A 23,831-nucleotide genomic window follows, 5' to 3' on the forward strand; every position below is an offset into this window, starting at 1 on the left:
CGGATCACGACGAGCGACGAGCAGGGGAGCCGGACGTGCGGCGATGGGACGGGCTGGAGGGTGTTCCCTCCGGGTGGGGACGCTCCGTGGTGGCGGTCGGTGTGTTCGACGGGGTGCACCGTGGGCACCAGGCCATCCTGGAGACCGCCGTCGGACGCGGCCGCGAACTCGGGCTCCCGGTGGTCGTGGTGACCTTCGACCCCCACCCCGAGGCAGTGCTGCGCGGCACCACCCCGCCGGTGCTCACCCCGCTGGAACGGCGCCTGGCGCTGCTCGGCGAACACGGAGCCGAGGCCGTGTGCGTCCTGTCCTTCACCAAGGACCTGTCCTCCCTGACGCCCGGGGAGTTCGCCCAGCGCGTCCTGGTCGACCGCCTGCATGCCTCGGCCGTGGTCGTGGGTGAGGACTTCCGCTTCGGACACCGTGCCGCCGGAGACGTCGCGGTGCTGGCCGAGTTCGGCGCCGAGTACGACTTCACCGCCCATGGGGTCGCACTGGTGGCGGACGGCGACACCATCACCTCCACCCGCGTGCGCGGACTGCTCTCCGAGGGCTCCGTGGTCCAGGCGGCCGAACTGCTCGGCCGCCCGCACAGGGTCGAGGGCGAGATCGTGCACGGAGCCGCGCGCGGGCGCGAGCTGCTGGGCTTTCCCACCGCCAACATGGATCTGTTTCCCGACACCGCCGTCCCCGGCGACGGCGTCTACGCGGGCTGGCTGAACCGTGCGGTCCCGGAGGCCGGGGGCGAGGTGCACTGGCCCGCCGCCATCTCCGTGGGCACCAATCCCACGTTCGACGGTGCCGAGCGCACCGTGGAGGCCTACGCCCTGGACCGTGACGACCTGGACCTGTACGGACTGCGCATGTCGGTGGACTTCACCGCGCGTATCCGCGGCCAGGAGCGCTTCGAGAGCATCGACGAGCTGATCGTCGCCATGCACCGCGACGTGGACCGCTGCCGAGAGGTCCTGCGCGCCGGATAGGCGGACAGGCTGGGAGAGACCCGTCCCACCTGTGGCACGGGCCTGCCACCTCGCGGTTTACGGTAGGGTAGAAGATGTTCACGTGTGCCCCACGGCCGGTCGCCTCGCCGCGACACGCCGGTCGGGGAGCGCGGTGCGCCCACGCCGTCGGCGTCGGGCCGCGCGCACCACACGCGACGGTGACTGTTCGTACGCGTGGTCACCGCGTCTGACCCCGGTCCGCGCATCGGGGCCGTCCTGCGTACCGACTTGCTAGAGAAGGAGCGTCGTGTCGATCGACACCGCCACCAAAGAGAAGATCATCGCCGAGTACGGCACCACGGAGGGCGACACCGGCTCCCCCGAGGTCCAGGTCGCGCTGCTCACGCACCGCATCACCGAGCTGACTGAGCACCTCAAGAGCCACAAGCACGACCACCACAGCCGCCGTGGCCTGCTGCTGATGGTCGGCCGCCGCCGTCGTCTGCTCAAGTACGTCGCCAAGCAGGACATCACCCGCTACCGCTCGCTGATCGAGCGTCTGGGTCTGCGCCGCTAGCGGCGTTTGCTCCGCTTCGCGCTGTTCGGGGCGCGGCAATACCGGGTTCCTCGTCCTCGCTGACGGCTTGGCTCGTTCCGTAGGATCCGGTGCGCCCCGAACCGGCGCGAGTGGCTTCGGCCGCTCCCGTTTTGTTAGTAAGGTGTGAAGCGACGTCGGTCACACACCGCCGTCCGCACCAATTCCACAGAGAAACACCCGCGCCTCTCCCTCGGCCGCAGAGTCGAGGCCGGTCCTCGGTAGTGGCCTCCGGACATCCCCGCAAGGGTATGCCGTGGGCTTCGATCGATGACCGGCCGTCATCAACTCCGGGGCACGAACGCGGGAAAACGAACACGAAAGCGCTCGGGCATCCCGTGCCCGGCGTGACGAACGCGAACACGTGTAGTAGGAGGTCGCCCATGGAGGGCGTGTACTCGGCCGAAGCCGTCATCGACAACGGCTCCTTCGGCACCCGAACCATCCGCTTCGAGACCGGTCGCCTGGCTCGCCAGGCCGCTGGCTCGGCCACGGTGTACCTGGACGACGACACCGTCGTGCTGTCCGCCACCACCGCCTCGAAGCGCCCCAAGGAGAACCTCGACTTCTTCCCCCTGACGGTGGACGTCGAGGAGCGCATGTACGCCGCGGGCCGTATCCCCGGCTCCTTCTTCCGCCGTGAGGGCCGTCCCTCCGAGGACGCCGTCCTCACCTGCCGTCTGATCGACCGGCCGCTGCGCCCGTCGTTCAAGAAGGGCCTGCGCAACGAGATCCAGGTCGTCGAGACGATCCTGGCCCTGCACCCCGAGCACCTGTACGACGTCGTCGCCATCAACGCGGCCTCGATGTCCACGCAGATCTCCGGCATCCCCTTCTCCGGCCCGATCGGCGGCGTGCGCGTCGCCCTCGTCGACGGCCAGTGGGTGGGCTTCCCGACCCACGCCGAACTGGGGAACGCCACCTTCGACATGGTGGTCGCCGGTCGCGTCCTGGAGGACGGCGACGTCGCCATCATGATGGTGGAGGCGGAGTCCACGCCCCACACCCTCAAGCTGGTCTCCGACGGCGCGGTCGGCCCCAACGAGCAGACCGTCGCCGAGGGCCTGGAGGCAGCCAAGCCCTTCATCAAGGTCCTGTGCAAGGCCCAGCAGGCCGTCGCCGACCAGGCCAGTCGTGAGCAGGGCGAGTTCCCGATCTTCCTCGACTACGAGGACGACGTGTACGCCGCCGTGGAGGGCGCCGTCCGCGAGGAGCTGTCCAAGGCGCTCACCATCGCCGACAAGCAGGACCGCGAGGCCGAGCTGGACCGCGTCAAGGTCGCGGCGGGCGAGAAGCTCGCCGAGGACTTCGAGGGCCGCGAGAAGGAGGTCGGCGCCGCCTTCCGCTCCCTGAGCAAGCAGCTCATGCGTGAGCGCGTGCTGCGTGAGCAGGTCCGTATCGACGGCCGAGGCCCCAAGGACATCCGCCAGCTCAGCGCCGAGGTCGGCGTCCTGCCGCGGGTGCACGGATCAGCCCTCTTCGAGCGCGGTGAGACCCAGATCCTGGGTGTCACCACACTCAACATGCTGCGCATGGAGCAGACGGTTGACACGCTCAACCCTGACAAGACCAAGCGCTACATGCACAACTACAACTTCCCGCCCTACTCCACGGGTGAGACCGGTCGGGTGGGCTCGCCCAAGAGGCGCGAGATCGGGCACGGGGCCCTCGCGGAGCGCGCCCTGCTGCCGGTCCTGCCGTCCCGCGAGGACTTCCCCTACGCGATCCGGCAGGTCTCCGAGGCGCTGGGATCCAACGGCTCCACCTCGATGGGCTCGGTCTGCGCGTCCACCATGTCCCTGATGGCGGCCGGTGTGCCCCTGAAGGAGATGGTGTCGGGCATCGCCATGGGCCTGATCAGCGAGGGCGACCAGTTCGTCACGCTGACCGACATCCTGGGTGCCGAGGACGCGTTCGGCGACATGGACTTCAAGGTCGCCGGTACCCGCGAGCTCATCACCGCGTTGCAGCTGGACACCAAGCTCGACGGCATCCCCGCCGAGCAGTTGGGGCTCGCGCTCCAGCAGGCCCGCGGCGCCCGCCTGGCCATCCTCGACGTCATGCGGGAGGCCATCGAGCGTCCGGCCGAGATGAGCCCGAACGCTCCGCGCATCCTGACCGTCAGGGTCCCGACCGAGAAGATCGGTGAGGTCATCGGCCCCAAGGGCAAGATGATCAACTCGATCCAGGACGACACCGGCGCCGACATCACGATCGAGGACGACGGCACCATCTACATCGGTGCCACCGACGGTCCGTCCGCCGAGGCCGCTCGGGACACGATCAACCAGATCGCGAACCCGACGATGCCCGAGGTCGGCGACCGCTACCTGGGCACCGTCGTCAAGACGACCACGTTCGGCGCGTTCGTGTCGCTGCTGCCCGGCAAGGACGGCCTGCTGCACATCTCGCAGATCCGCAAGCTGCACGGTGGCAAGCGGATCGAGAACCTCGACGACGTGATCGGCATCGGCGAGAAGATCCAGGTCGAGATCCGCGAGATCGACGACCGCGGCAAGCTGTCGCTGGTCCCGGTCGAGGTCGTGGAGGCCGAGGCCGCTCCGGCCGCCCCGGCCGAGGACAGCGGGTCCCCGGCCGAGGACGACAACGGCGGTGACAAGGCCGAGCGGAACGGGGACGCCCCGCGTCGCCGTCGCCGCCGCAGCTCGGCCCGCTCGGAGAACACCTGAGCCTGACTGACGCGTGAAGGGGGCGGTCGCACCATGGGGTGCGGCCGCCCCCGACGCGTATCCTCGGCTGGACCCGCCGGGCGGGCCAGCCACCGACGTCCGACGAAGAAGAAGGATCCATGAGTTCTGTCCCCATCGCCGCTGAACAGGAGCCGGGCACGACCGTGACGCTGCTGGAGCCGGACGGCGGTTCCGGCCTGGTGCGCCGCACGGTACTGCCCGGCGGACTGCGCGTGGTCACCGAAGCCGTCCCGGGAGGCCGGTCCGCCGCGTTCGGGATCTCGGCGGCCACGGGTTCCCGCGACGAGGACTCCGCGCACGCGGGGTCGGCGCACTTCCTGGAACACCTGCTGTTCAAGGGGACCAGGAACCGCTCGGCGCTGGAGATCTCCGCGCGGCTGGACGGTGTGGGCGCCGACCACAACGCCTACACCACCAAGGAGCACACCTGCTACTACGCCAAGGTGCTCGACCGTGACCTGCCGCTGGCCGTCGACGTGGTCGGTGACATGGTGGCCAACTCGGTGCTCGACGAGGGCGAGGTGGAGACCGAGCGGGGCGTGATCCTGGAGGAGATCGCCATGTACGAGGACGAGCCCGCCGACCTGGTGGACGACGTCTTCGCGGCGCACTTCTTCGGTGACTCGCCCCTGGGGCGCCCGATCCTGGGCACCAACGACACCATCAAGGCGCTGTCCCGGGACCGGATCGCCGAGCAGTACCGCGACGCGTACGTGCCCGGCGAGCTGATCGTGACCGCCGCCGGCAGCCTGGACCACGACCGGGTGGTGGAGCAGGTCCGGGAGATGTTCGCCGACCAGCTGGCCGCGGCCGGTGACGCACGTCCGGTGCGCCCGCGTGCGGGCGGCTCCCCGGCGGCCACCCGCGGGGGCACGGTGGTGGAGCCGCGTGAGACCGAGCAGGCGCACATCATCCTCGGCTCGGAGGGCCTGGTCCGCACCGACCCGCGTTGGCACGCGCTGCGGCTGCTCTGCGCCGCACTGGGCGGCGGGATGTCGTCCCGGCTGTTCCAGGAGGTGCGTGAGAAGCGCGGCCTGGCCTACGCCGTGCACGCCTACCACATCAGCTACGCCGACACCGGCCTCTTCCAGATCTACGCGGGCTGCCTGCCGGAGAAGGCCGACGAGGTCATCGGCGTCTGCCGTGAGGAGCTGGCGAAGGTGGCCGCCTCGGGGATCACCGGCGAGGAGCTGAGCCGCGCCAAGGGCCAGATCCAGGGATCGCTGGTGCTGGGCACCGAGGGCACCAACGCGCGGATGGGGCGCCTGCTCTCGCACGAGCTGGAGCACTTCCGCCACTCCTCGATCGACGAGGAGCTGGCTCTGGTCGACGCGGTGAAGGGTGAGGACGTGGCCGCGGTGGCCGCCGACCTGCTGGCGAAGCCGCGCGCGCTGGCCGTGATCGGCCCCTACGAGGCCGACCGGGTCTTCTGAGCTTCCGCGGCGCACTCTCCTTTCTCCCCGGCCCCGGGCCCGCTCCACACACGGGGAGCGGGCCCGGGGCGTCCCTCAGGTGGTGAACCCGCGCAGCAGGTCGCTACGGGCAGGGGCGACCCGTGAGCGGATCGTGCCCACGGGGACGTCCGCCAGCCGGGCGGCCTCGGCATAGGTCAGTCCCTCCACCTGGGTGAGGACGAACGCCTGCCGCCGCTCGGCGTGGAGCCCGTCCAACAGGTCGAGCAGGGCCACGTGCTCGTCGAAACAGGCCGACCGCTCGGGCAGCATGTCCCAGTCGGTCGGATACACGCAGTCGGGCCGGGCGGCGTCGCGGCGGTAGCGGTCGGCCACGGTGTTGCGGGCGATGGTCAGCAGCCAGACCCGGGCCGGGGCGCGTCCGGCGAAGCGCGGCAGTCCGTGCAGCGCCCGCAGGTAGGTCTCCTGGGCGAGCTCCTCGACCCGGTCGGAGTGGACCCTGCGAGCGATGTAGCGGGTGACGTCGGGACGGGTGCGCCGGACGAAGGCATCCAGCGCGGTGTCCGATCCCCGGCGGGCGGCGAGGGCCAACCGGTCGAGTTCGCGGTCACGCTCGTCGGGGGAGGCGGGGTCGCCCTCCGGTACTGACGCGGTGGTCCGGGGCGTTCCCGCGGGGCGGTGGGTCCGCGAACGGTGAGCGGGATGTCTGGAGGGGTGCCGCGCCCGTACCGGGCGCTGCTCGTGGGACGTGGTGTCGGTGGACATCGGTGCTCCAGTTTCCGGGCACGCACGGCCGGCCCGGCGGCGGGCGGCTCCGGGAGGGGGTGCGCGCGGTGGCGGAAGGCATGCGGGGGCCGGCTCCCGGAAGGGAAGCCGGTGCGGGCACGCGGGAACCAGGCGTGCCCGGAACCGCGTGCGGTACGGCGTGCCGCGGTACGGCACGGCCACGGGCACGCGGGGGACACGCCCCGGTGCGTGTCCGGCGGGTGCTGGGGCGTCGCGCAGCAGGGCGGGTGTCCGCCGAACATGCCTTAGAACGCCGGTGGACCACTCAGGACCAGGCTGTGCCGTAGGTAGGGCGTGACGGGCGCGGGTGTGTCCCGCGCCGGGAACGGGGCCGACGGCACCCGCTCGGGCACCGGGCGCGCGACCGCGAGCACCAGGACGGGCAGCAGCGCGGCGGCGGTCAGGCGCAGGTAGGAGAAGAGTACGGCCTCGCCCTGACGGAGCCACCAGGCGCACACCGCGCCCGCCACCATGTGGGCGGCGAGCATGTCAGCGCCGCCCGAAGAGGTCTCCACGGCGGCGGGGCCGACCGTGTGGGCGGCGTCGTGGGCACCCGCCGACTGAGCCACGGAGAACACCAGGTGCAGGGCCAGCTGACCCCACGCCATCCACCCGGCGATCGCGCCGAACCCGCGTTCGCGGCCGGTCGCGGCCCAGGCGAACGCGTAGACCAGGGCGGTGCCCACGAGCAGGCCGCCGAACGGGACGCCGTGCTCCGAGGTCAGGGTGTGGCCGCCCACGGACACGGCGGCGCACACCGAGGCGAACACCCCGGCGCGGGCCGCGCGCAGGGGTGGCCGCTCCGTCATGGGCCCATCGTCGCATCCGCCGGCTCCGTCTCGCCTCCGGTGCCCGCGGCGGACGGGGCCCTCCCCGGGTCGTCATCCTTCGAGCAGGGGCTGGCCCACGTATCCCTCCTCCCCGCAACCCGGCGGGACGGCGAACACGGCCGATCCCACGGCGGTCACCCACTGGTTGAGCAGGTCCAGCTCGTCCAGGCGCTTCTGGACGGGCACGAACTGACGCAGCGGATCGGCCTGGTAGGAGGCGAACAGCAGTCCCGCACCGTCACCGCCGGAACCTCGCTCGTCATAGTTGTAGGCGCGGCGGAAGATCCGCTGCTCCGGGACGCCGTCCGGTTCCCGGCGTCTTCCGCCATCCGCACCGCACATGACGCGGGTCCCGCAGGAACGCTCCTGCGGGACCCGCGTCGACGGCGTCCTAGGACTTGTCCTGGGACCGCCTGCGCACGGTGATGCGCTTGGGGCCCCGGGCGTTGGCGGCGCCGTGCACCTTCACCTCGAGCAGCCCCTCGTCGTAGCTGGCCTCGATGTCCTCCTCGTCCACCTCCTCGGGGAGGCTGATCTCCCGGCGGAACTTGCCCATGAACCGCTCGGAGGAGTAGTAGACGACGTTGTCGTCCTCGTCCCGTCGGCGCTCACCGCTGATGGTGAGGAGCCCGTGGCTGAGACTGACGGACACGTCCTGCTCTTGCACGCCGGGCAGCTCGCAGCGCACGACCAGTTCGGTGCCCCGGGCGAGGATGTCGGTGGGCGGGCTCCACGCGTCCGCGTGGCCGCGCTCGCGCTCACCGACGTGCCCGGTCTCCACTGAGGTCATGCTGTCGGAGATGCGGTTCATCTCGGTGATCATGTCCACAACACCGTGGAAGGGGTTGTTGAATCTCTTCGGCGTCACGGCAGCCTTCTCTCCTCGTGCTGTCGGGGACTACTCGCGCGGTTGTTTCGTCGGGGACAGCCCGGTCGGCCGGCGGTCCTCCGCACGCTGCTCCCTCGGTCCTCCCGGTTTGGGTTCGTTCGACAGCGCCTTGAGCAGGCCCCACACCATGAACAACAGGATGAACGCGAAGGGTAGGCCGGTGACGACGGACGCGGCCTGTAGGGCTTCCAAGGCGTTCTCGCCGCCCAGCACCAACAGGATCAGGGTGACCGCGCCCTCGCTGACGGCCCAGAAGGCACGCTGGGCCCGGACCGGCTTGAGGCCGCCGCCACTGGTGAGCGTGTCCACCACCAGGGAACCGGAGTCGGAGGAGGTGACGAAGAATACGGTCACCACGATAATCAGCAGGACGGCGATGATCCCACCGACGACCGGGGCCACCGGCAGCAGTTCCAGCATGCGGAAGGCCCGGTCCTCCTCGTCCAGCGCGTTCAGGCCGCCGTTGCCGAACAGCTCGTAGTAGAGGCCGGAACCGCCGAACACCCCGAACCACAGGATGGACACGACGACCGGGGCGAACAGGGCCCCGATCACGAACTCGCGGATGGTGCGGCCGTAGGAGATCCGGGCCAGGAAGATACCGACGAACGGCGCCCAGGAGATCCACCATCCCCAGTAGAAGATGCTCCACGCGGTGACCCAGTCGAAGGCCTGCTGGTCCACGCGCGGACTGGGGAAGGACAGGCTCCACGGGATGAGGTTGTTCAGGTACTCGCCCGCGCCAGTGGTCATCATGCTGATGATCCACAGCTTGGGGCCCAGGGCGAAGACGACCACCAGCAGCAGGAACGCCAGCCACAGGTTGATGACGGACAGCCTACGGATGCCCTTGTCGATGCCCGAGAGCACGCTGATCAGCGCGATCCCTGTGATCACGAGGATGATCAACGACTGCACGGTGGAGTTGGACGGGATGCCGAAGACGTGGGTGAGGCCGCCGTTGATCTGGAGCGTTCCCAGGCCCAGTGACGTGGCCAGGCCGAAGATGGTGCCGAACACGGCCAGGATGTCCACGATGTTGCCGGGCCAGCCGAAGGCGCGGTCGCCCAGCAGCGGGTAGAGCGCTGAGGCGGGGCGGAGGGGGAGGCCCTTGCGGAAGGCGAAGTAGCCCAGGGACAGCCCGAGCGCGATGTAGATCGCCCAGGGCTGGAAGCCCCAGTGGAAGTAGCTCAGGGAGAGGGCGTCGTTGGCCGCCTCCGCCAGGGGCGGTCCCCCCTCGGGCGGGGTCAGCTCCGCGGACCGGGGAGCGTGCAGGTGGTGGATGGGTTCTGAGACGCCCCAGAACACCAGGCCGATCCCCATGCCGGTGGTGAAGAGCATGGCGAACCAGGCGAGGGTCCCGAACTCGGGGCGTGAGTCGTCGGGGCCCAGGCGGACCTTCCCGAACCGGCTGAGCATGAGGAAGACTGCCAGCCCGAGGAAGAAGGTCGTGGACAGGACGTAGACCCAGCCCAGTTGCGCGCCGATCCAGTCGCGTGTGGTCGTGGCGGCGTCCAGCATCGGATCAGTGGCGACGATACCGAGGATGACGAAAGCGATGATGACGATCCCGGAAATTCCGAAGACCGTGGGGTTGGTGTGTTCTCGGATATACTCGCGTAGGGATGAGATGGTGGCTCCTTCCCAGCCCCTGAGGGTCGAATACCCCTTGGCGGGGGATGATGATCGGGTCACTTCGGGTCCGGACCCATGGACATGTCCCGTGGGATGGTAGGGCCTGAAGAGCATGTCGTGCAGCAGATGCACAATTGTGGAGTGTTGGTTTACGTGAGCCGAAGCGTGCTCTTGGGGACTATGGGCACTGTTTGACTACATAGGGTTATCCGGCATCACTGAAAAGGGCGAAGTGAAGCCCCGGAAACACGTCCTACCGCGGTTTGTCGGCCAGCCGATCGAGGGTGCCGCCGATCCTGCCCAGCCAGTCCGCGATGGTGGCCAGTTCCTCCACCGAGTAGCCGGTGTGCGCGGCGGCCATCGCTTCGCGCGTTCCGGGGGCGGTGGCGGCGCCCATGTGCTCGGCGTCCCCCGTGAGCCGGACGGCCACCTTGCGCCGGTCCTCGGGATGGCGGGTGCGCTCGACCAGGCCGTGTGACTCCAGGCGGTCGACCACCCCGGTCACCGAACCGGTGGACAGGCACAGGCTGTCGGCGATCTCCCCGGGCGTCAGTGAACCGCCCGCCCGCAGCAGCGTGTAGCACTGGAAGTCGGTCGGGTTCATCTCCGAGCGCTCAGCCATCCGGTGCAGTAGACGGATGAGCTGTACGGCGAGTCGCTGCCCGTCGGTCTGGAGGGCGTCGTAGAGTTCGGCGCGCGACCTGGACTCCGGCTCCACCGCCCGGGGCGCTCCGGAGCCGGGCGGAGAGGATGCGGTCGACGCGGTGTCCATGGTTCCTCTCTCGCGCTCGCGCGACCGGTGCCCTCCGGCCGTCTCTGGAAGTCTAAGCGTCCGCGACGCGCTGGTCCCCGCCCGCGGCGAGACACGTTCCAGAGCCGGGGAGGGTTCGAGACCCACCGAGGGGGAAGCCGGTTCGGTTGACAAGACGCATGGAACACGAGCCTTTCGGGCGCGACACCCGAAGGCCATCCCGGGGAGGACGCCGTCAATCCCATCCTGAACACCCACAGGTACCCCCACCACGGGTACGCCCCGGTCGAGGACGATCGCTCGGCCCTGAACGACGCGCTACGGCACTACCTCGACCGCAGGCTTCGTGAAGCCGAGCGCGTCGACGGCGAGTTCGGCCGGGACCTGGCCGGAGCGGCCGTCCGCTTCACACTGGACGGGGGCAAGCGGATGCGGTCCCGGCTGGCGTGGTGGGGGTGGACCGCGGGCGGGGGCGCGTCCAGCGGGGACGCGGCGCGCTCAGCTCTCCAGGCCTGCGCCGCCCTGGAGCTCATCCAGACCTGCGCGCTCGTCCACGACGACGTGATGGACGGTTCCCCGACCCGTCGGGGACGCCCCTCGGTGCACGCCGACCACATCGAGGAGCACCTGCGGGACGGGCTCGCCGGGGAGCCTCGCCGCTACGGCGAGGCTCTGGCCGTGCTCGTGGGGGACCTCGCCCTGGTGTGGGCCGACGACATGCTGGGTGAGGCACTGGCGGGCGTCCCCGAACCCGCGCGGGCCAGGGACGTGTGGCGGAGGCTGCGCACCGAGATCATGGCCGGGCAGTTCCTCGACGTGCGCACCCAGGCCCGCCGGGAGCGCTCGGAGGAGGTGGCCCTGCGAGTCGACCTGCTCAAGACGGCTTCGTACAGCGTCGAGCGCCCCCTGCACCTGGGCGCGGCGATGGCCGGGGCCGATCACGCGACGGTGGACGCGCTGCGTGGCTACGGCAGGGACGTCGGTGTCGCCTTCCAGCTTCGCGACGACCTCCTCGGCGTCTACGGGGACAGTGCCCGGACCGGTAAGCCGGTGGGCGAGGACATCAGCGAGGGCAAGTGCACCCTGCTGCTCGTGGCCGGCACCCGCCTGGCGCGGGAGCGCGGAGACGCCGAAGCGCTGCGTCTGCTCGACCTGGTCGGCGTCCCGGGCGCGGGCGCGGACCCCGCCGAGGTGGCCGACGCCCTGGACCGCCTCGGTGCCCGCGACCTGGTCCGGCACAGGTGCCGGGAGCTCGCCGCCCGGGGCGAGGCCCGGCTGGAGGGGCTCGACATGCCCGGACCCGCGTTGGAGGGGCTGCGCGCTCTGGCCGCCCTGACCGCGCGGGACCTCTCGTGACGGTCCGTGCGTGTGAGGGGCCGGGCGGTCCGCTCCGGCCCCCGGACCGCGGGTCGTCGGTGCCGACCCGTTCGTGACGCACCGTACGGGAAAGACGTCCGCCAGAACGGAGAGGAACACCACCGTGCCCGACCCCGACAACCCCGAACCGCGGACGGCCCCGTCCCGGGCGCGGTCAGGACCGCGCGGACGCGATCCCGTGGTGGTCGTGGGCGCCGGACTCTCCGGACTGGCCTGTGCACTGCACCTGCTGGGCGCCGGGCGCGAGGTCACCGTGGTCGAGCGCGAGCCGTACCCGGGAGGGCGTGCGGGGCGGCTCGACCTGGACGGCTTCCAGATCGACACCGGCCCCACCGTGCTCACCATGCCCGAGCTCCTTGACGAGGCCCTGGGCGCGGTCGGTGAGACCGTGGCCGACCGCCTCGACCTGGTGCCGTTGAGCCCCGCCTACCGCGCCTCCTTCGCGGACGGTTCCGTGATCGACGTGCACACCGAGCGCGAGGCGATGGCCGCCGAGGTCGCCCGGGTGGCCGGACAGCGAGAGGCCGACGGCTACCTGCGGCTACGTGACTGGCTCACCCGGCTGTACCGGGTGGAGATGCGCTCGTTCATCGACGTCCAGTTCGACTCGCCGCTGGACCTGGTCCGCCCCGACCTGTTCCGGCTCGCCGCGATGGGAGGGTTCGGCAGGCTCGCCCCGGCGGTGGGCCGCCGCGTGCGCGACGAGCGGCTGCGCCGCGTCTTCTCCTTCCAGTCGCTGTACGCGGGGGTGGCCCCGGAGAGCGCTCTGGCCGCCTACGCCGTCATCGCCTACATGGACACCGTCGCCGGGGTGTACTTCCCCAGGGGCGGGATGCGGACGCTGGGCGAGGCCCTGGCGGGCGCGGTCGTCAAGGCCGGGGGAACCGTGCGCTACGGGGACGCGGCCGCCCGGCTCGAACGCGCCGGTACACGGGTCACCGCAGTCGTCACCGAGGAGGGGGAGCGCCTGGCCTGCGACCAGGTGGTGCTCACCACCGACCTGCCCGCCGCCCACCGGCTGCTCGGCCACACGCCACGGCGCCCGGCGGCCGCTCGCTACTCGCCCTCGGCGGTCGTACTGCACCTGGGCACCGACCGCACCTGGGAGCGGCTGGGCCACCACACCATCTCCTTCGGGGCCGCCTGGAAACGCACCTTCGCCGAGGTCATCCGCCAGGGCCGCACCATGAGCGATCCCTCCCTGCTGGTCACCCAGCCCAGCCGCACCGATCCGTCGCTCGCTCCCGAGGGCCGCCACCTGCTGTACGTGCTCGCCCCGGCGCCCAACCTGGCCTCGGGCGGTATCGACTGGGACCGTGAGGGGCCGCGCTACCGGGACCACCTGGTCGACGTGCTGGAGCGGCGCGGCCTGGACGGGCTGGACGCCTCCGTACGCACCGAGCGCCTGGTCACACCGGCGGACTGGGCGCGGCAGGGGCTGGCACACGGCACGCCGTTCTCGCTGGCGCACACCTTCGCGCAGACCGGGCCGTTCCGCCCCCGCAACACCGTCCCGGGCACCTCCAACGCCGTCCTGGCGGGGTGCGGGACCACTCCGGGGGTCGGACTGCCGACCGTGCTGGTCTCGGGCAAGCTCGCCGCCGCCAAGGTGGTCCAACGGACAGGAGGGCGATGATGGGCGCGGGTACCGCGGAACTGGACGCCGCCGGGATCACCGGCCAGCCGCTGCGGGACGCCTATCTCAGGTGCCGGTCCCTGCACGCCCGCCACGGGCGCACGTACTACACGGCCACGCGGGTGCTGCCGCCGGAGCACCGGCCCGGGGTGCACGCGCTGTACGGATTCGCGCGGTGGGTGGACGACATCGTGGACGAGCCGCCGCCCGGCACCGGCCCGGGGGAGCAGTCCGCGCGCCTGGACACCATCGACGCCGACCTGGTCCGGGTGCTGAACGGAGGGCGGGCGCGGGAGGAGGCGAACGCACCCGTGCTCGGCGCCCTGGCGCACACGGTGGACCGGTACGGGCTTCCGCACGCCTACTTCACCGCCTTCATGGCCTCCATGCGCATGGACCTGACCGTCACCGGCTACCGCGACCTGGACCACCTGAGCGAGTACACGTACGGATCGGCGGCGGTGATCGGCCTACAGGTCCTGCCGGTCCTGGGGACGGTGGTCCCGCACGAGGAGGCGGCCCCGCACGCCGCCGCGCTGGGCGAGGCCTTCCAGCTCACCAACTTCCTGCGGGACGTGGCCGAGGACCTGCGGCGCGGACGCGTCTACCTGCCCTGGGACGTGCTGGCGGCGCACGGCGTGGACCGGGAGCTGCTGGAACAGTGCGAGCGGGCCAGGGAGTCCCATCCGCGCGTGCGCGATGCCCTGGCCGAGCTGACGGAGGTCAACCAGGGCTTCTACCGGCGGGCCGAACCGGGCATCGCCATGCTCTCGCCGGTGGCGCGCCCGTGTGTCTCCACCGCCTTCCGGCTCTACCGCGCGATCCTGGACGAGGTGCGCGCGGCCGACTATGACGTGTGGAGTGTCCGGCACCGGGTCTCGGACGCCCGCAAGGCGGCCGCGGCCGTGCCCGCCCTGGCCCGCTCCATGATCGCCCGGTCGCTGCGGGGCCGGGTACCGCGTCCCCGGGCCGGATGAGGACGCCGGCCGTCGCTTCCCGACCCGCGGTTCCCCAGCCCGACGTATCCGGAGGATTCCCGTGACACTGCCCGACCCCCGTCCGCGGCGGCTTCCCCTGCGTCGTATGCCCGCCACCGAGTGGGAGGCCCAGGAGCCGACCTGGAGGGAGGGTACGCCCGCCGTCATCGGGGCGGCCCTCAAACGCGCGCTCGCCCGGCCCTCCGGGAACTGGTTCGTGCTGGCCGCGAGCGCCGAGGTGCGCGCGGACCGGCCGTTCGGACGCGTCGTCGCGGGGAACGAGCTGGTGGCATGGCGCACCCCGGACGGGACCGCGCACGCGGGGCCGGGCGCCTGTCCCCACCTGGGCGCCCCGCTGTGCCGGGGTTCGGTGGACTCCGGACGCCTGGTGTGCCGGTGGCACGGGCTGTCGCTGGGCGGTGACGGGTTCCCCGGATGGGACCCCTACCCGGTCCACGACGACGGCGTGCTGGTGTGGGTGCGCCTGGACCGTGAAGGGGGCGAGAGGCCCCTGGCCGCACCGGTGGTGCCAGAGCGTCCCGACCCCGCCGGGAGCCTGGCCGCGGTGGAGAGCGTGGCCGGGCGGTGTGAGCCCGAGGACGTGGTGGCCAACCGGCTCGACCCCTGGCACGGCTCGTGGTTCCATCCCTATTCGTTCGTGGGGCTGAAGGTGACCGAGGTGCCCGAGGGAGTCGACCCGGAGCCGGACCGGATGGTGGTCGACGTGGGGTTTCGGGTGGCGGGCCGGTGGGGCGTGCCGGTGCGCGCGGAGTTCCACTGCCCCGAACCACGCACCGTGGTCATGCGCATCATCGAGGGCGAGGGGCTGGGCAGCGTGGTGGAGACCCACGCCACCCCGCTGGGCGTGGACGGTCGCGGGGTCCCGCGCACGGCGGTCATCGAGGCCACCGTGGCGGCCTCCGAGCGGGCGGGGTTCGCGGTCGCCCGCAGGCTGGCGGGCGCGGTGGTGCGCCCCGCCATGCGCATGGCCGCCCGGCGCCTGTGGAAGGACGATCTGGCCTACGCCGAGCGCCGGTACCTGCTGCGCAGCTCCGGCCGCTGGCCCGGGTGAGCGGCTTCCGTTCGCGGCGCCGGGGCGGTGCCCTAACGCGAGCGGCGGGCACGGCGGGCGAGTGCCCGCAGCGGGGCGGACCTGCCCTGCCGGGGTACGGTCCACACCGTGTGCCCCGGCCTGCCCCAGCGCGACAGCAACGCGTTGGCGGCGAGCAGGCCGCTGGTGGCCGCGCGCTCCATGAGCGCCACGGGCAGGTCCGTGCGCACGTGGTCGCCCGCCACCACGGCGAACGGGTCGGGGGTGGCCACCCCGCAGCGGTCGCGGTGGCTTCCGGGGGCGAACAGCGGGCAGTCCGCGCGCGTCTCGTGCCGGGAGTCCACCGCCCGGGCCCGCGCGAGCTCCGGGTAGACGGTCCGCGCCTGCTCCCACAGCCCGCGCCGCTCGAACCCGGGGTCGCGCCCCTCCTCCAGCGAGTACGCGTGCAGCTCCACCACGGAGCCGCCGGTGCGCCGCGCCCACTCGCGGGCCTCGTCCTCGTAGCGTTCCAGCACGCTGACGTTGTCCAGCGTCGGATAGCCGGCCGTGCCCAGGAAGGCGGGCCGGTGCGGGCGCACGGGCCGGTCCAGCCAGTAGCGCGACACCAGGAACGGGGGAGCCGTCTCCACACGGGCCATCCGGCCGCGCCACTCCTGTCCGCCCAGCTCCGGCGAGGCCGCCACCAGGTCACGGGTCCCGGCCGGGGTGGCGGCGAGCACCACGGCGTCGGCCCCGGCGTCGAAGGTCCCGCCCTCCGGGGTGCGGCCGCGCACCGAGAACCGGTGTTCCCGCCCCCGGTGGACCTCCTCGACCGGGGACGCGGTCCGGAAGCACACCCCGAGCTTGGCGAGGTGGCGTTCCAGGGGATCCCACAGCGCCTGCGGAAACGGTGAGCTCGGCACGTCGAACACCAGGCCCTCGGACGAGCCGAGGAAGTAGACGTGGAACATCACCGCGAGCTCGGCCGCCGACAGCCGCCCCGGGTCGGCGAAGAAGCTGCGCGTGAACACCTCGAACGCCAGGTGCCGGGCCGTGGGCGGGAAGCGCACCGCCTCCAGCAGGTCCCGGGCGCTCAGGTGGTCCAGGCGCTCGTACACGCCGGGCACGTCCACGTCGAGCAGTTGCAGGGCCGCGGGCACGTTGACCCGCGTCAGGTCGCGCGGAGGGAAGCTCGGACTGGTCGCCGCCAGGACGGCGGCGTTCCACGGCGGGGTCGCGGGCAGCCCCGAGAAGCGGTCGCGCGGACCGTCCCGGTGCACCAGCGGATAGTCGGTGAGCGGGACCAGGCAGCCGAGCCCCGGATCCGCGCGGCGCAGCAGGGCGCGCAGGTTGTAGTACTGGCGGAAGAACGCGTGGAAGCCCCGGGTCATGGTCGCGGGCGAGCCGTCGGAGAGCGTCGTGGCCCAGCCGCGCAGGCGGCCCCCGAGTGAGGACTCGCGTTCGAACACCGTCACGTCCACGTCCCGCTCGGCCAGCGCGCAGGCCGCCGACAGGCCGGCGATGCCGCCCCCGACCACGGCCACGCGGGGCACGGCCGCCGTGCGCGGCCCGGTCGGCGGTGCGGGCGGTACGGCCTCCGCAAGGGGATCGCCCACACCCTCGGGACGGGCGGCTCCGTCAGCGGCCATCGGCGGAGCTCCCGGGAGCGTCGAGCGGACGCCGGCCGACGAAGGTGTGCGTGACCCCGTACTGCCAGCCCGGCAGCGGCGCACTGGCCACCGAATCCAGACCCGCGCGGCGCATGCGCTCCAGCAGCGCGGTCCGGCCGTCGAACTCCAGGACGCTGCGCCACAGGTACCGGAACAGGTCGGCGCGGCCGGTCAGTACCCTCCCCGCCGGGATCACCACGCCCCAGCACACCGCCGACCACACCGCGCGGGCCGACGCCGAGTCGGCCACGGAGTACTCGTGCAGGGCGATCCGCCCGCCGGGCCGCAGCAGGGCGCGGACGGCCGACAGGAGGGCTCCGGGGTCGGGGCAGTTGCGGATCAGGTAGGCGCCGAACACCGCGTCCGCGGGTCCGTCCAGATGCTCGGCCGCCCACTCGGGGGTGAGCTCCTCCGCGCGGGCCCGGTGGAAGGAGACCGAAGCGGGCCACCTTTTGGCGCGTGCGGCGTCCAACATGCCGTCCGAGGCGTCCACCCCGGCGATTCGGGCCTCCGGGAGGGCGTGTAGCAGGGCGGCGGTGGACGCCCCGGTACCGCATCCGAGGTCGAGCAGCCGCAGCCCCGAGCCCAGGGCGGGCAGCCCCAGCCGCCTCGCGGAGGTCCGCAGGTGGGCGTGGTAGCCGGGGTTGGCGGCCACGAGCCGGTCGTAGGCTCCCGCGGCGTGGTCGAACTCGTCGGTGACCGCGCCGTCCTTCATCGCATGCGTGGTGGTGTTCACGGGCTCCCCCGGGGCGGGTGTTCGATGCGGACACGGGTCTCCCCGTGCATGCTGGGTGCATGGCCGACTACGACGTGGCGATCATCGGCGGGGGAGCCGCTGGGCTCACCCTTGCCCACCAGCTCAGCGGGGTCAACGACCGACGTGGCCGACCGCTGCGCACCGCCCTGGTGGAACCGCCGCCGGGCCCGCACACGCCTCCGCCGCGCACGTGGTGCTTCTGGGAGCCCGACGGCGGACCGTGGGACGACCTGCTGACCGCCCGCTGGGAGCACCTGTCGGTGGTGGCGGCCGACGGAACCGTGCACTCCTCCCCGGCCGCGCCCTACGTGTACAAGATGCTGAGGTCGGCCGACGTGGACGCGCACGTGCGCGCCTCGGCGGGGGAGCATGTGGACCAGCTGCCGCTGCTGGTCACCGGGGTGCGGGACGGCGCCGACCACGCCGTGGTCCGGGGCGAGGGCCCCGACGGCGGGGAGGCGGCCCTGACAGCGGAGTGGGTGTTCGACTCGCGGCCTCCCCGGCCCGCCCCGCGCGGGCGGACCCACCTGCTCCAGCACTTCCGCGGCTGGTTCGTGCGCACCTCCTCCGACGTCTTCGACCCCGCCTCGGCGGTGCTGATGGACCTGCGCCCTCCTCAGCCCCCGAACGGGACGGCCTTCGGCTACGTGCTGCCGCTGTCGCCGCGCGAGGCGCTGGTGGAGTACACCGAGTTCGGCCGCGAGGCTCTCGCCACCCCCGAGTACGAGCGCGCGCTCAGGGCCTACTGCGGACTGCTGGGACTGGCGGACGTGGAGGTGACGGCGGCCGAGCAGGGGATCATCCCGATGACCGACGCGCGCTTTCGGCCTCGGGCGGGGCGACGCGTGTTCCGGCTGGGCACGGCGGGCGGCGCCACCCGGCCCTCGACCGGGTACACGTTCAGCGGGGTGCGGCGTCAGACGGCCGCCGTGGCGCGGGCGCTGGCCGAGGGGCGCGTCCCGGTGCCGCCGGTGCCCCACCGGCGCCGCCACCTGGCCATGGACGCGGTCATGCTGCGGGCCCTGGACACCGGCCGGGTCCGGGGCGCGGAGTTCTTCGCCGGGCTGTTCGCGGCCAACCGCTTCGGGGACGTGCTGGCCTTCCTCGACGGGGGCTCGCGCCCGCACCGGGAGCTGGCCATGGGGTTCACGACCCCGGTGGCGGCCATGTCGCTGAGTTCCCTGGACCACCTGTGGTACTCGCTGCGCACCCGGAGATTCCCCCGTTGACCAGGCGGTTCGGCTTGTGGTGGGTGCTCTGGTGACCGACTCTGGCCGTGAGGCCCCGAAGGGAGCAGCACCATGGATCCGCATACCAGGCGTTCCGCCGGCCACCGCCTCACCGCGGCCCACCGCATCCGCACCGACGGAGCGCCGGGATGAGGGAGGGGCTGACCCTGGTCACCGGGGCCACCGGCTATATCGGCGGGCGCCTGGTCCCGAGGCTGCTCGACGCCGGGCACCGGGTTCGCTGCCTGGTCCGCACGCCGGACAAGCTGCGCGACCATCCCTGGCGCGACCGCGTGGAGGTGGTCCGGGGCGACGTCGTCAGCGGTGAAGGCCTCGACGACGCGTTCCGGGGCGTGGACACCGCGTACTACCTCGTGCACTCGATGTCCGGCGGGAGCGGGTTCGAGGACACCGACGCCGAGGCCGCGCGCAACTTCGCGCGCGGGGCCGAGGGGGGCGGGGGCGGCCCGCTTGGTCTACCTGGGCGGACTCGCCCCGGAGGGGGCCGGCCTGTCGCCGCACATGGCCTCGCGCGAGGAGGTCGGCCGGATCCTGCTGGAGTCGGGAGTGCCCACCGCCGTGTTGCGCGCGGCGGTGATCAGAGGCCGTCCCGGGCGAGCTGCTGAGGTTGCGCGCGGAGATGCGGCTGCCGGGACCGGCCTGGTTGGAGATGGGTGTGAGCCGCGTGCGGGGGCACACGGTCTACCACCAGCGCGCGCTGTTCCGTCCGCGCGGGCTGCTGGGGCACCTGTACTGGAAGGCCGTGACCCCGTTCCACGGGGTCGTGTTCGGCTCGATGGCGAGCAACATCGCCGCGGCGGCTGAGACAGCCGGGGCGGGGGAGGCGGGGCCCGGGGTCTGACCTCCGTGCCGGTGCGCGGCCCCGGCCTACAGCGGCTCGGCGGGCAGCGCGGAGTAGGCGGCGGCGAACCTGCGCACCAGGGCCGCCTGCGGTAGGTGGACGCCGTCGACGGAGGCCACCGGGCGGATCCCCGTGGTGGCGTTGGTGACGAAGGCGCCCGCCATGCGGGTGCTCGCGGCGGCGGAGACCGGACGGGTGCTCACCGGGACGTCGAGCTCCTCGGCCACCCGGTCGATCAGCCGCGTCGTCACGCCCGGGAGGCAGGGGGCCTGCGGCCAGACCAGGCCGCCGCCGTCCAGGAAGCCGATGTTCCAGGTGGGGCCCTCCGAGACCCGGCCGTCCACACCCGTGAACAGGGCGTCGTCGTAGCCGTCCAGCTGGGCGGCCCGCCGCTGGTGGACCGCACCGAACAGTCCGGTGCTCTTGACCTGCGGGGCGTCGCGTGTGAACAGCCTGGTGCCCAGGCGCACGGGTGGCGGGGAGGAGGTGCCGGGGGCGGGGCGTGCGGTGACCAGGACATGCGGGAGCTGGCGGGCGGAGGGGCGGCCCAGGTCCATGTGCGGGTCGAACACGGTCACGCGGACCACTGAGGGGGAGGGGTGGGCGCGGGCGGAGCGGCGGGCGAGTTCGCGGACCCGGGGGATGTCGAGGCCGGTGCCGAAGAGGGTCCGGCAGTCCCGGCTCAGGCGCTCCATGTGCAGGTCGAGCCCGCGTACGCGCAGGCCGGTGACGAGCATGGTGGTGAAGTGGCCGTAGCCGTACAGGGCGAGGCCGGCGAGTTCCCCGGTGCTGACGGGGTGTCCGTTCAGTTCCATCGTGCCCTCATGATGGCACTTCGGGACCTCGGTCACCGGGCTTTCCCCGCTCGGTTTCCGGTGGCGCGGGACTTCCCGGCCGGAAAGCGGCGGGGATCGCCCGGCCCACCTGGGGATCAGTTCCCGGCTGTTCCGGCGGACAGCGGTGCCGCTCGCCCGGAGGCGGGGAAGGGGAGGGCGGCCGCGTCGCGGTTCTGGGTGTCACGCACGTCCGCGCCGTCCGGGCGGGGCAGTCGGGCCTCCACGCAGTTCGATGACGCCCAGCTGTACGAGGACTTCACCCAACGGTCCGTCACGGCACCGGCCCCTGAAGTGTCTCGATACCGGCCATCGGAGGCACAGCTAGGGCGCGGGACGTCTTCGTGACGCAGCGGGGCCCCGCCTTCACCGTCGGGTGTCGGCGCTTCCCCTGGCCTCGGGGCGCCGACGTGGACCGGGCCTCCGGATCCACGGCCCCACGGGCGTTTCGCTGGGGTAAGCCCCTGCGGCCAACGACTCCCACTCGGCTTTTGCGCGGATGATGACCGCCGAGGGCGTCCACGAGTACGAGAGCAACGGGTGTGACGGGTTCCCCCGTCACACCCGTAACGTCCGGGTGCCTTCTCAAGGCGGTGACCGTGCACGTTCACCGGATGACCTTGCCCGTAGTGGCACTCTCGACCGCCGACAGTGCCACTACGGGCAAAATCATCGCTGTCGGGCGCGTGCGTCGAGGCCCCGGACGCGGTACTGAGACCCGTCAAACACGCCTTTAGCCCCGGGCGGCTGACAGTGCCACGTCCTTAGCCACGGGCGGCTGACAGCACCACGTCGACCACGCGGTCGGCGGCGTCGGGCCGCCCGTGCTCACGGGCCTGCTCCGCGATCTGCTCACGCCGCCGCGGGTCGTCCAGCAGCGGCTCCACCGCCGTCCGGAGCCGCTGCGCCGTGACCTCGTCCAGCAGCGCCACCGCGGCACCCGTCTCCTGGAGGTGGCGGGCGTTGTGCCGTTGTTCGTCGCCCGCGGAGGTGGCGAGCGGGATCAGCACGGCGGCCTTGCCCAGGGCGGTCAGCTCCGCGATCGTCCCGGCTCCGCTCCGGGAGACCACCATGTCGGCCAACGCCAGCACATCGGGCAGCTCCGGACCCACGAAGTCCGTCAGGTGGTACCTTCCGGCGAGGTCGGGCGGAAGGTCGGCCGCGCTCTGGCGCAGCCCCTCCAGGTTCGCCGCCCCGCACTGGTGGACGACGTTGGCGCGCGCGAGCAGCCACGGCAGGAGGGCGCTGACCGTCTCGTTGATCTGTGCCGACCCCTGTGCTCCACCCGTGACGTAGACGGTGGGAAGCGCGGGATCGTGCCCCTCGAACCCGAGCTCCTTGGTCGCGCGGTCGGCCTGCCCGGACAGCACCTCCGGACGCACCGGGTTGCCGGTCACGGCAGCGTGGGCGTGCGCGGACTTCGGGAGCAGCTCCAGCGTGGAGGGGGAGGACACGGCCACACGGGCCGCCACACGGGCGAGAACCTTGTTGGCCAGCCCCAGAAGGACCGTCTGTTCGTGCACCACGAGCGGACGGCGGCACAGCCTCGCGGCCAGGCCCACGGGAACCGCCACGTAGCCGCCGGTGGCCAGCACCGCGTCGGGTGCGAAGTCCGAGATCAGTTTCCGGGCCTGCGCGATCCCGAGGGGCACGTTGGCCATGTCCCTGATATTGGCCGGTGAGATGAGCTTGAGCGGGTTCTTCGAGCGGCGGATCTTGCCGGTCGCGACCGGCGCGAAGGCGATCCCCTCAGCCTTCGCGACCCTGGACTCCAGACTGTCCGCCGTGCCCACCCACAGTACGTCCAGGGTGTGGCCGGCCGCCTCCAGCCGGTCCCGTAGCGCACGGACGGAGGTGAGGGCGGGATAGGTGTGCCCGCCCGTTCCCCCTCCGGTCACGATCAGTCGGATGTTCCGCAGAGGGAGGTCGTCGCTGTTCACACGGTTCCTAACTGGTCGCCCCGAAGCGGGGCAGAGCGAAGATATGACAAGGAGGGACACAGGCGGGCGATGTGGTGCCTCTGCCGTGCCCACAGCACCGTAGCCGCTGGAGGACCCCGGTACGGAACCGGCTCTTCCGAACGCGGCGACGGGGCTTCGCGGCTCCGGGGAGGACCTCTGGCCGCCCTGCGCCCCGCGCCCTGGCACGGCGGCGTGTGCGACCACCCGTGGTTCGCCTGATGCGCTCCGGAGCGTGGGCCACGGACAATCAAGGCTCCCTGACGGAAAGGAGTCGACGATGCGATCCCCCCTCGCACCCGTCCTCGCCGCACTGGCCCTGGCCTCCGTGGCCATGGTCCCGGCGACCGCCCACGCCCAGGAGCGCAACCCCGTCCTCTTCGTGCACGGCTACAGCGGAAGTGGAGACAACTGGGACCCGATGATCGCCGACTTCACCGGTGACGGGTGGGACGGCGACCGGCTGTACGCCATCAGCTACGACTACGACGCCTCCAACGAGGTGACCGCACGGTTGATCGGACAGGAGGTCGACAGGATCCTCGACGAGACCGGTCACGACGCGGTGGACCTGGTCACCCACTCCATGGGCGGGCTGTCCTCCCGCTGGTACCTGAAGTTCCTCGACGGACACGGGGACGTCGACAACTGGGTCTCGCTAGCCGGACCCAACGAGGGCTCCCTCGTGCGGCTGCCGTGCGTGGAGACCTCCCCCTCGTGTCAGGAGGTGGTCGTGGGGTCGGAGTTCCTGGAGCACCTCAACTCCGGCGACCCGACCCCCGGGGACGTCACGTACACGACCTTCCGGTCGCTGTGCGACTTCGTCGTCCGGCCCTCCACCAGCGTCACCCTTCCCGGGGCCGACGACCACCTGGTCGGCTGCGTCGGACACATCTCGTTCCTCACCGACTCCGAGGTGTCCGAGGACGTGCGCGACACGCTGTCCTGA

At 72.2% G+C, this 23,831-nt stretch carries 22 protein-coding genes and 1 pseudogene; 12 read left to right on the top strand and 11 right to left on the bottom strand.

From position 1 onward, the window contains the following. The first annotated feature begins 35 nt into the window (after positions 1 to 35). The 4 genes from AC0T5L_RS02150 (at position 36) to AC0T5L_RS02165 (ending at position 5,683) form a co-directional block, all read left to right on the top strand. Positions 36 to 983 carry a bifunctional riboflavin kinase/FAD synthetase gene (locus AC0T5L_RS02150; protein ID WP_476163616.1) on the top strand — a complete coding sequence of 316 codons (948 nt, stop codon included), beginning with the start codon at positions 36 to 38 and terminating at the stop codon, positions 981 to 983. A 268-nt stretch (positions 984 to 1,251) separates the two neighbouring features. Then, on the top strand, positions 1,252 to 1,521 hold the full coding sequence (gene rpsO / locus AC0T5L_RS02155) for a 30S ribosomal protein S15 (RefSeq protein WP_476163617.1): 270 nt from the start codon (positions 1,252 to 1,254) through the stop codon (positions 1,519 to 1,521). Between the two features lie 401 nt (positions 1,522 to 1,922). Beyond that, on the top strand, positions 1,923 to 4,229 hold the full coding sequence (locus AC0T5L_RS02160; RefSeq protein ID WP_476163618.1) for a polyribonucleotide nucleotidyltransferase: 2,307 nt from the start codon (positions 1,923 to 1,925) through the stop codon (positions 4,227 to 4,229). A gap of 119 nt (positions 4,230 to 4,348) precedes the next feature. Beyond that, positions 4,349 to 5,683, top strand: coding sequence for a M16 family metallopeptidase (locus tag AC0T5L_RS02165; protein ID WP_476163619.1), 1,335 nt, complete (start codon positions 4,349 to 4,351; stop codon positions 5,681 to 5,683). A 75-nt stretch (positions 5,684 to 5,758) separates the two neighbouring features. On the opposite strand, the gene AC0T5L_RS02170 is transcribed toward AC0T5L_RS02165, so the two are convergent. From AC0T5L_RS02170 to AC0T5L_RS02195, 6 genes and pseudogenes are all read right to left on the bottom strand, one after another. Beyond that, on the bottom strand, positions 5,759 to 6,427 hold the full coding sequence (locus AC0T5L_RS02170; RefSeq protein ID WP_476163620.1) for a sigma-70 family RNA polymerase sigma factor: 669 nt from the start codon (positions 6,425 to 6,427) through the stop codon (positions 5,759 to 5,761). Between the two features lie 266 nt (positions 6,428 to 6,693). After that, complete coding sequence (locus AC0T5L_RS02175; protein ID WP_476163621.1) at positions 6,694 to 7,257, bottom strand: hypothetical protein; 564 nt, start codon at positions 7,255 to 7,257, stop codon at positions 6,694 to 6,696. Between the two features lie 72 nt (positions 7,258 to 7,329). Then, positions 7,330 to 7,575 (bottom strand): annotated as a pseudogene (locus tag AC0T5L_RS02180) (Dyp-type peroxidase); the annotation flags it as partial. Positions 7,576 to 7,669: 94 nt separating this feature from the next. Continuing rightward, positions 7,670 to 8,146 carry an Hsp20/alpha crystallin family protein gene (locus tag AC0T5L_RS02185; RefSeq protein ID WP_476163622.1) on the bottom strand — a complete coding sequence of 159 codons (477 nt, stop codon included), beginning with the start codon at positions 8,144 to 8,146 and terminating at the stop codon, positions 7,670 to 7,672. A gap of 30 nt (positions 8,147 to 8,176) precedes the next feature. Next, on the bottom strand, positions 8,177 to 9,778 hold the full coding sequence (locus tag AC0T5L_RS02190) for a BCCT family transporter (RefSeq protein WP_476163685.1): 1,602 nt from the start codon (positions 9,776 to 9,778) through the stop codon (positions 8,177 to 8,179). Between the two features lie 277 nt (positions 9,779 to 10,055). After that, positions 10,056 to 10,574 (bottom strand): MarR family winged helix-turn-helix transcriptional regulator, encoded by a 519-nt coding sequence (locus AC0T5L_RS02195; protein ID WP_476163623.1) that lies wholly within the window; start codon positions 10,572 to 10,574, stop codon positions 10,056 to 10,058. A 408-nt stretch (positions 10,575 to 10,982) separates the two neighbouring features. On the opposite strand from AC0T5L_RS02195, the gene AC0T5L_RS02200 reads away from it, so the two are divergent. The 4 genes from AC0T5L_RS02200 (at position 10,983) to AC0T5L_RS02215 (ending at position 15,615) form a co-directional block, all read left to right on the top strand. Further along, complete coding sequence (locus AC0T5L_RS02200; RefSeq protein WP_476163624.1) at positions 10,983 to 11,909, top strand: polyprenyl synthetase family protein; 927 nt, start codon at positions 10,983 to 10,985, stop codon at positions 11,907 to 11,909. Between the two features lie 199 nt (positions 11,910 to 12,108). Then, the gene (gene crtI, locus AC0T5L_RS02205; protein WP_476163686.1) at positions 12,109 to 13,566 is read left to right on the top strand and encodes a phytoene desaturase family protein; all 1,458 of its coding nucleotides are present in this window, start codon (positions 12,109 to 12,111) and stop codon (positions 13,564 to 13,566) included. Then, positions 13,566 to 14,543 carry a phytoene/squalene synthase family protein gene (locus AC0T5L_RS02210; protein ID WP_476163625.1) on the top strand — a complete coding sequence of 326 codons (978 nt, stop codon included), beginning with the start codon at positions 13,566 to 13,568 and terminating at the stop codon, positions 14,541 to 14,543. Before crtI ends, AC0T5L_RS02210 begins: the two co-directional genes overlap by 1 nt. Positions 14,544 to 14,604: 61 nt before the next feature. Then, positions 14,605 to 15,615, top strand: coding sequence for a DUF5914 domain-containing protein (locus AC0T5L_RS02215; protein WP_476163626.1), 1,011 nt, complete (start codon positions 14,605 to 14,607; stop codon positions 15,613 to 15,615). A gap of 32 nt (positions 15,616 to 15,647) precedes the next feature. On the opposite strand, the gene AC0T5L_RS02220 is transcribed toward AC0T5L_RS02215, so the two are convergent. Both AC0T5L_RS02220 and AC0T5L_RS02225 read right to left on the bottom strand, forming a co-directional pair. Next, positions 15,648 to 17,222: an FAD-dependent oxidoreductase gene (locus tag AC0T5L_RS02220; RefSeq protein ID WP_476163627.1), complete on the bottom strand. Its 1,575-nt coding sequence runs from the start codon at positions 17,220 to 17,222 to the stop codon at positions 15,648 to 15,650. After that, complete coding sequence (locus AC0T5L_RS02225; RefSeq protein ID WP_476163628.1) at positions 17,212 to 17,979, bottom strand: class I SAM-dependent methyltransferase; 768 nt, start codon at positions 17,977 to 17,979, stop codon at positions 17,212 to 17,214. The genes AC0T5L_RS02220 and AC0T5L_RS02225 overlap by 11 nt, the downstream gene beginning before the upstream one ends. Before the next feature lie 59 nt (positions 17,980 to 18,038). Here AC0T5L_RS02225 and AC0T5L_RS02230 point away from each other — a divergent pair, with 59 nt between their 5' ends. The 3 genes from AC0T5L_RS02230 to AC0T5L_RS02240 all read left to right on the top strand — a co-directional run bounded on the left by AC0T5L_RS02230 (position 18,039) and on the right by AC0T5L_RS02240 (position 20,091). Further along, complete coding sequence (locus AC0T5L_RS02230; RefSeq protein WP_476163629.1) at positions 18,039 to 19,229, top strand: lycopene cyclase family protein; 1,191 nt, start codon at positions 18,039 to 18,041, stop codon at positions 19,227 to 19,229. Positions 19,230 to 19,378: 149 nt separating this feature from the next. Beyond that, complete coding sequence (locus tag AC0T5L_RS02235; protein ID WP_476163630.1) at positions 19,379 to 19,855, top strand: NAD(P)H-binding protein; 477 nt, start codon at positions 19,379 to 19,381, stop codon at positions 19,853 to 19,855. Between the two features lie 14 nt (positions 19,856 to 19,869). Continuing rightward, positions 19,870 to 20,091: a DUF2867 domain-containing protein gene (locus AC0T5L_RS02240; RefSeq protein WP_476163631.1), complete on the top strand. Its 222-nt coding sequence runs from the start codon at positions 19,870 to 19,872 to the stop codon at positions 20,089 to 20,091. A 26-nt stretch (positions 20,092 to 20,117) separates the two neighbouring features. Here the strand turns inward: AC0T5L_RS02240 and AC0T5L_RS02245 are convergent, their stop codons facing one another. From AC0T5L_RS02245 to AC0T5L_RS02255, 3 genes are all read right to left on the bottom strand, one after another. Beyond that, positions 20,118 to 20,906, bottom strand: a complete 789-nt coding sequence (locus AC0T5L_RS02245; protein WP_476163687.1) for an aminotransferase class IV family protein — start codon at positions 20,904 to 20,906, stop codon at positions 20,118 to 20,120. A 116-nt stretch (positions 20,907 to 21,022) separates the two neighbouring features. Next, positions 21,023 to 21,187: a DUF397 domain-containing protein gene (locus AC0T5L_RS02250; protein ID WP_476163632.1), complete on the bottom strand. Its 165-nt coding sequence runs from the start codon at positions 21,185 to 21,187 to the stop codon at positions 21,023 to 21,025. Between the two features lie 501 nt (positions 21,188 to 21,688). Beyond that, positions 21,689 to 22,864: a UDP-N-acetylglucosamine--N-acetylmuramyl-(pentapeptide) pyrophosphoryl-undecaprenol N-acetylglucosamine transferase gene (locus AC0T5L_RS02255; RefSeq protein ID WP_476163633.1), complete on the bottom strand. Its 1,176-nt coding sequence runs from the start codon at positions 22,862 to 22,864 to the stop codon at positions 21,689 to 21,691. 298 nt (positions 22,865 to 23,162) lie between these two features. Between AC0T5L_RS02255 and AC0T5L_RS02260 the strand changes: the two genes are divergently transcribed. After that, positions 23,163 to 23,831: an esterase/lipase family protein gene (locus AC0T5L_RS02260; RefSeq protein ID WP_476163634.1), complete on the top strand. Its 669-nt coding sequence runs from the start codon at positions 23,163 to 23,165 to the stop codon at positions 23,829 to 23,831.

This window comes from Nocardiopsis sp. TRM 82005, assembly GCF_056312425.1.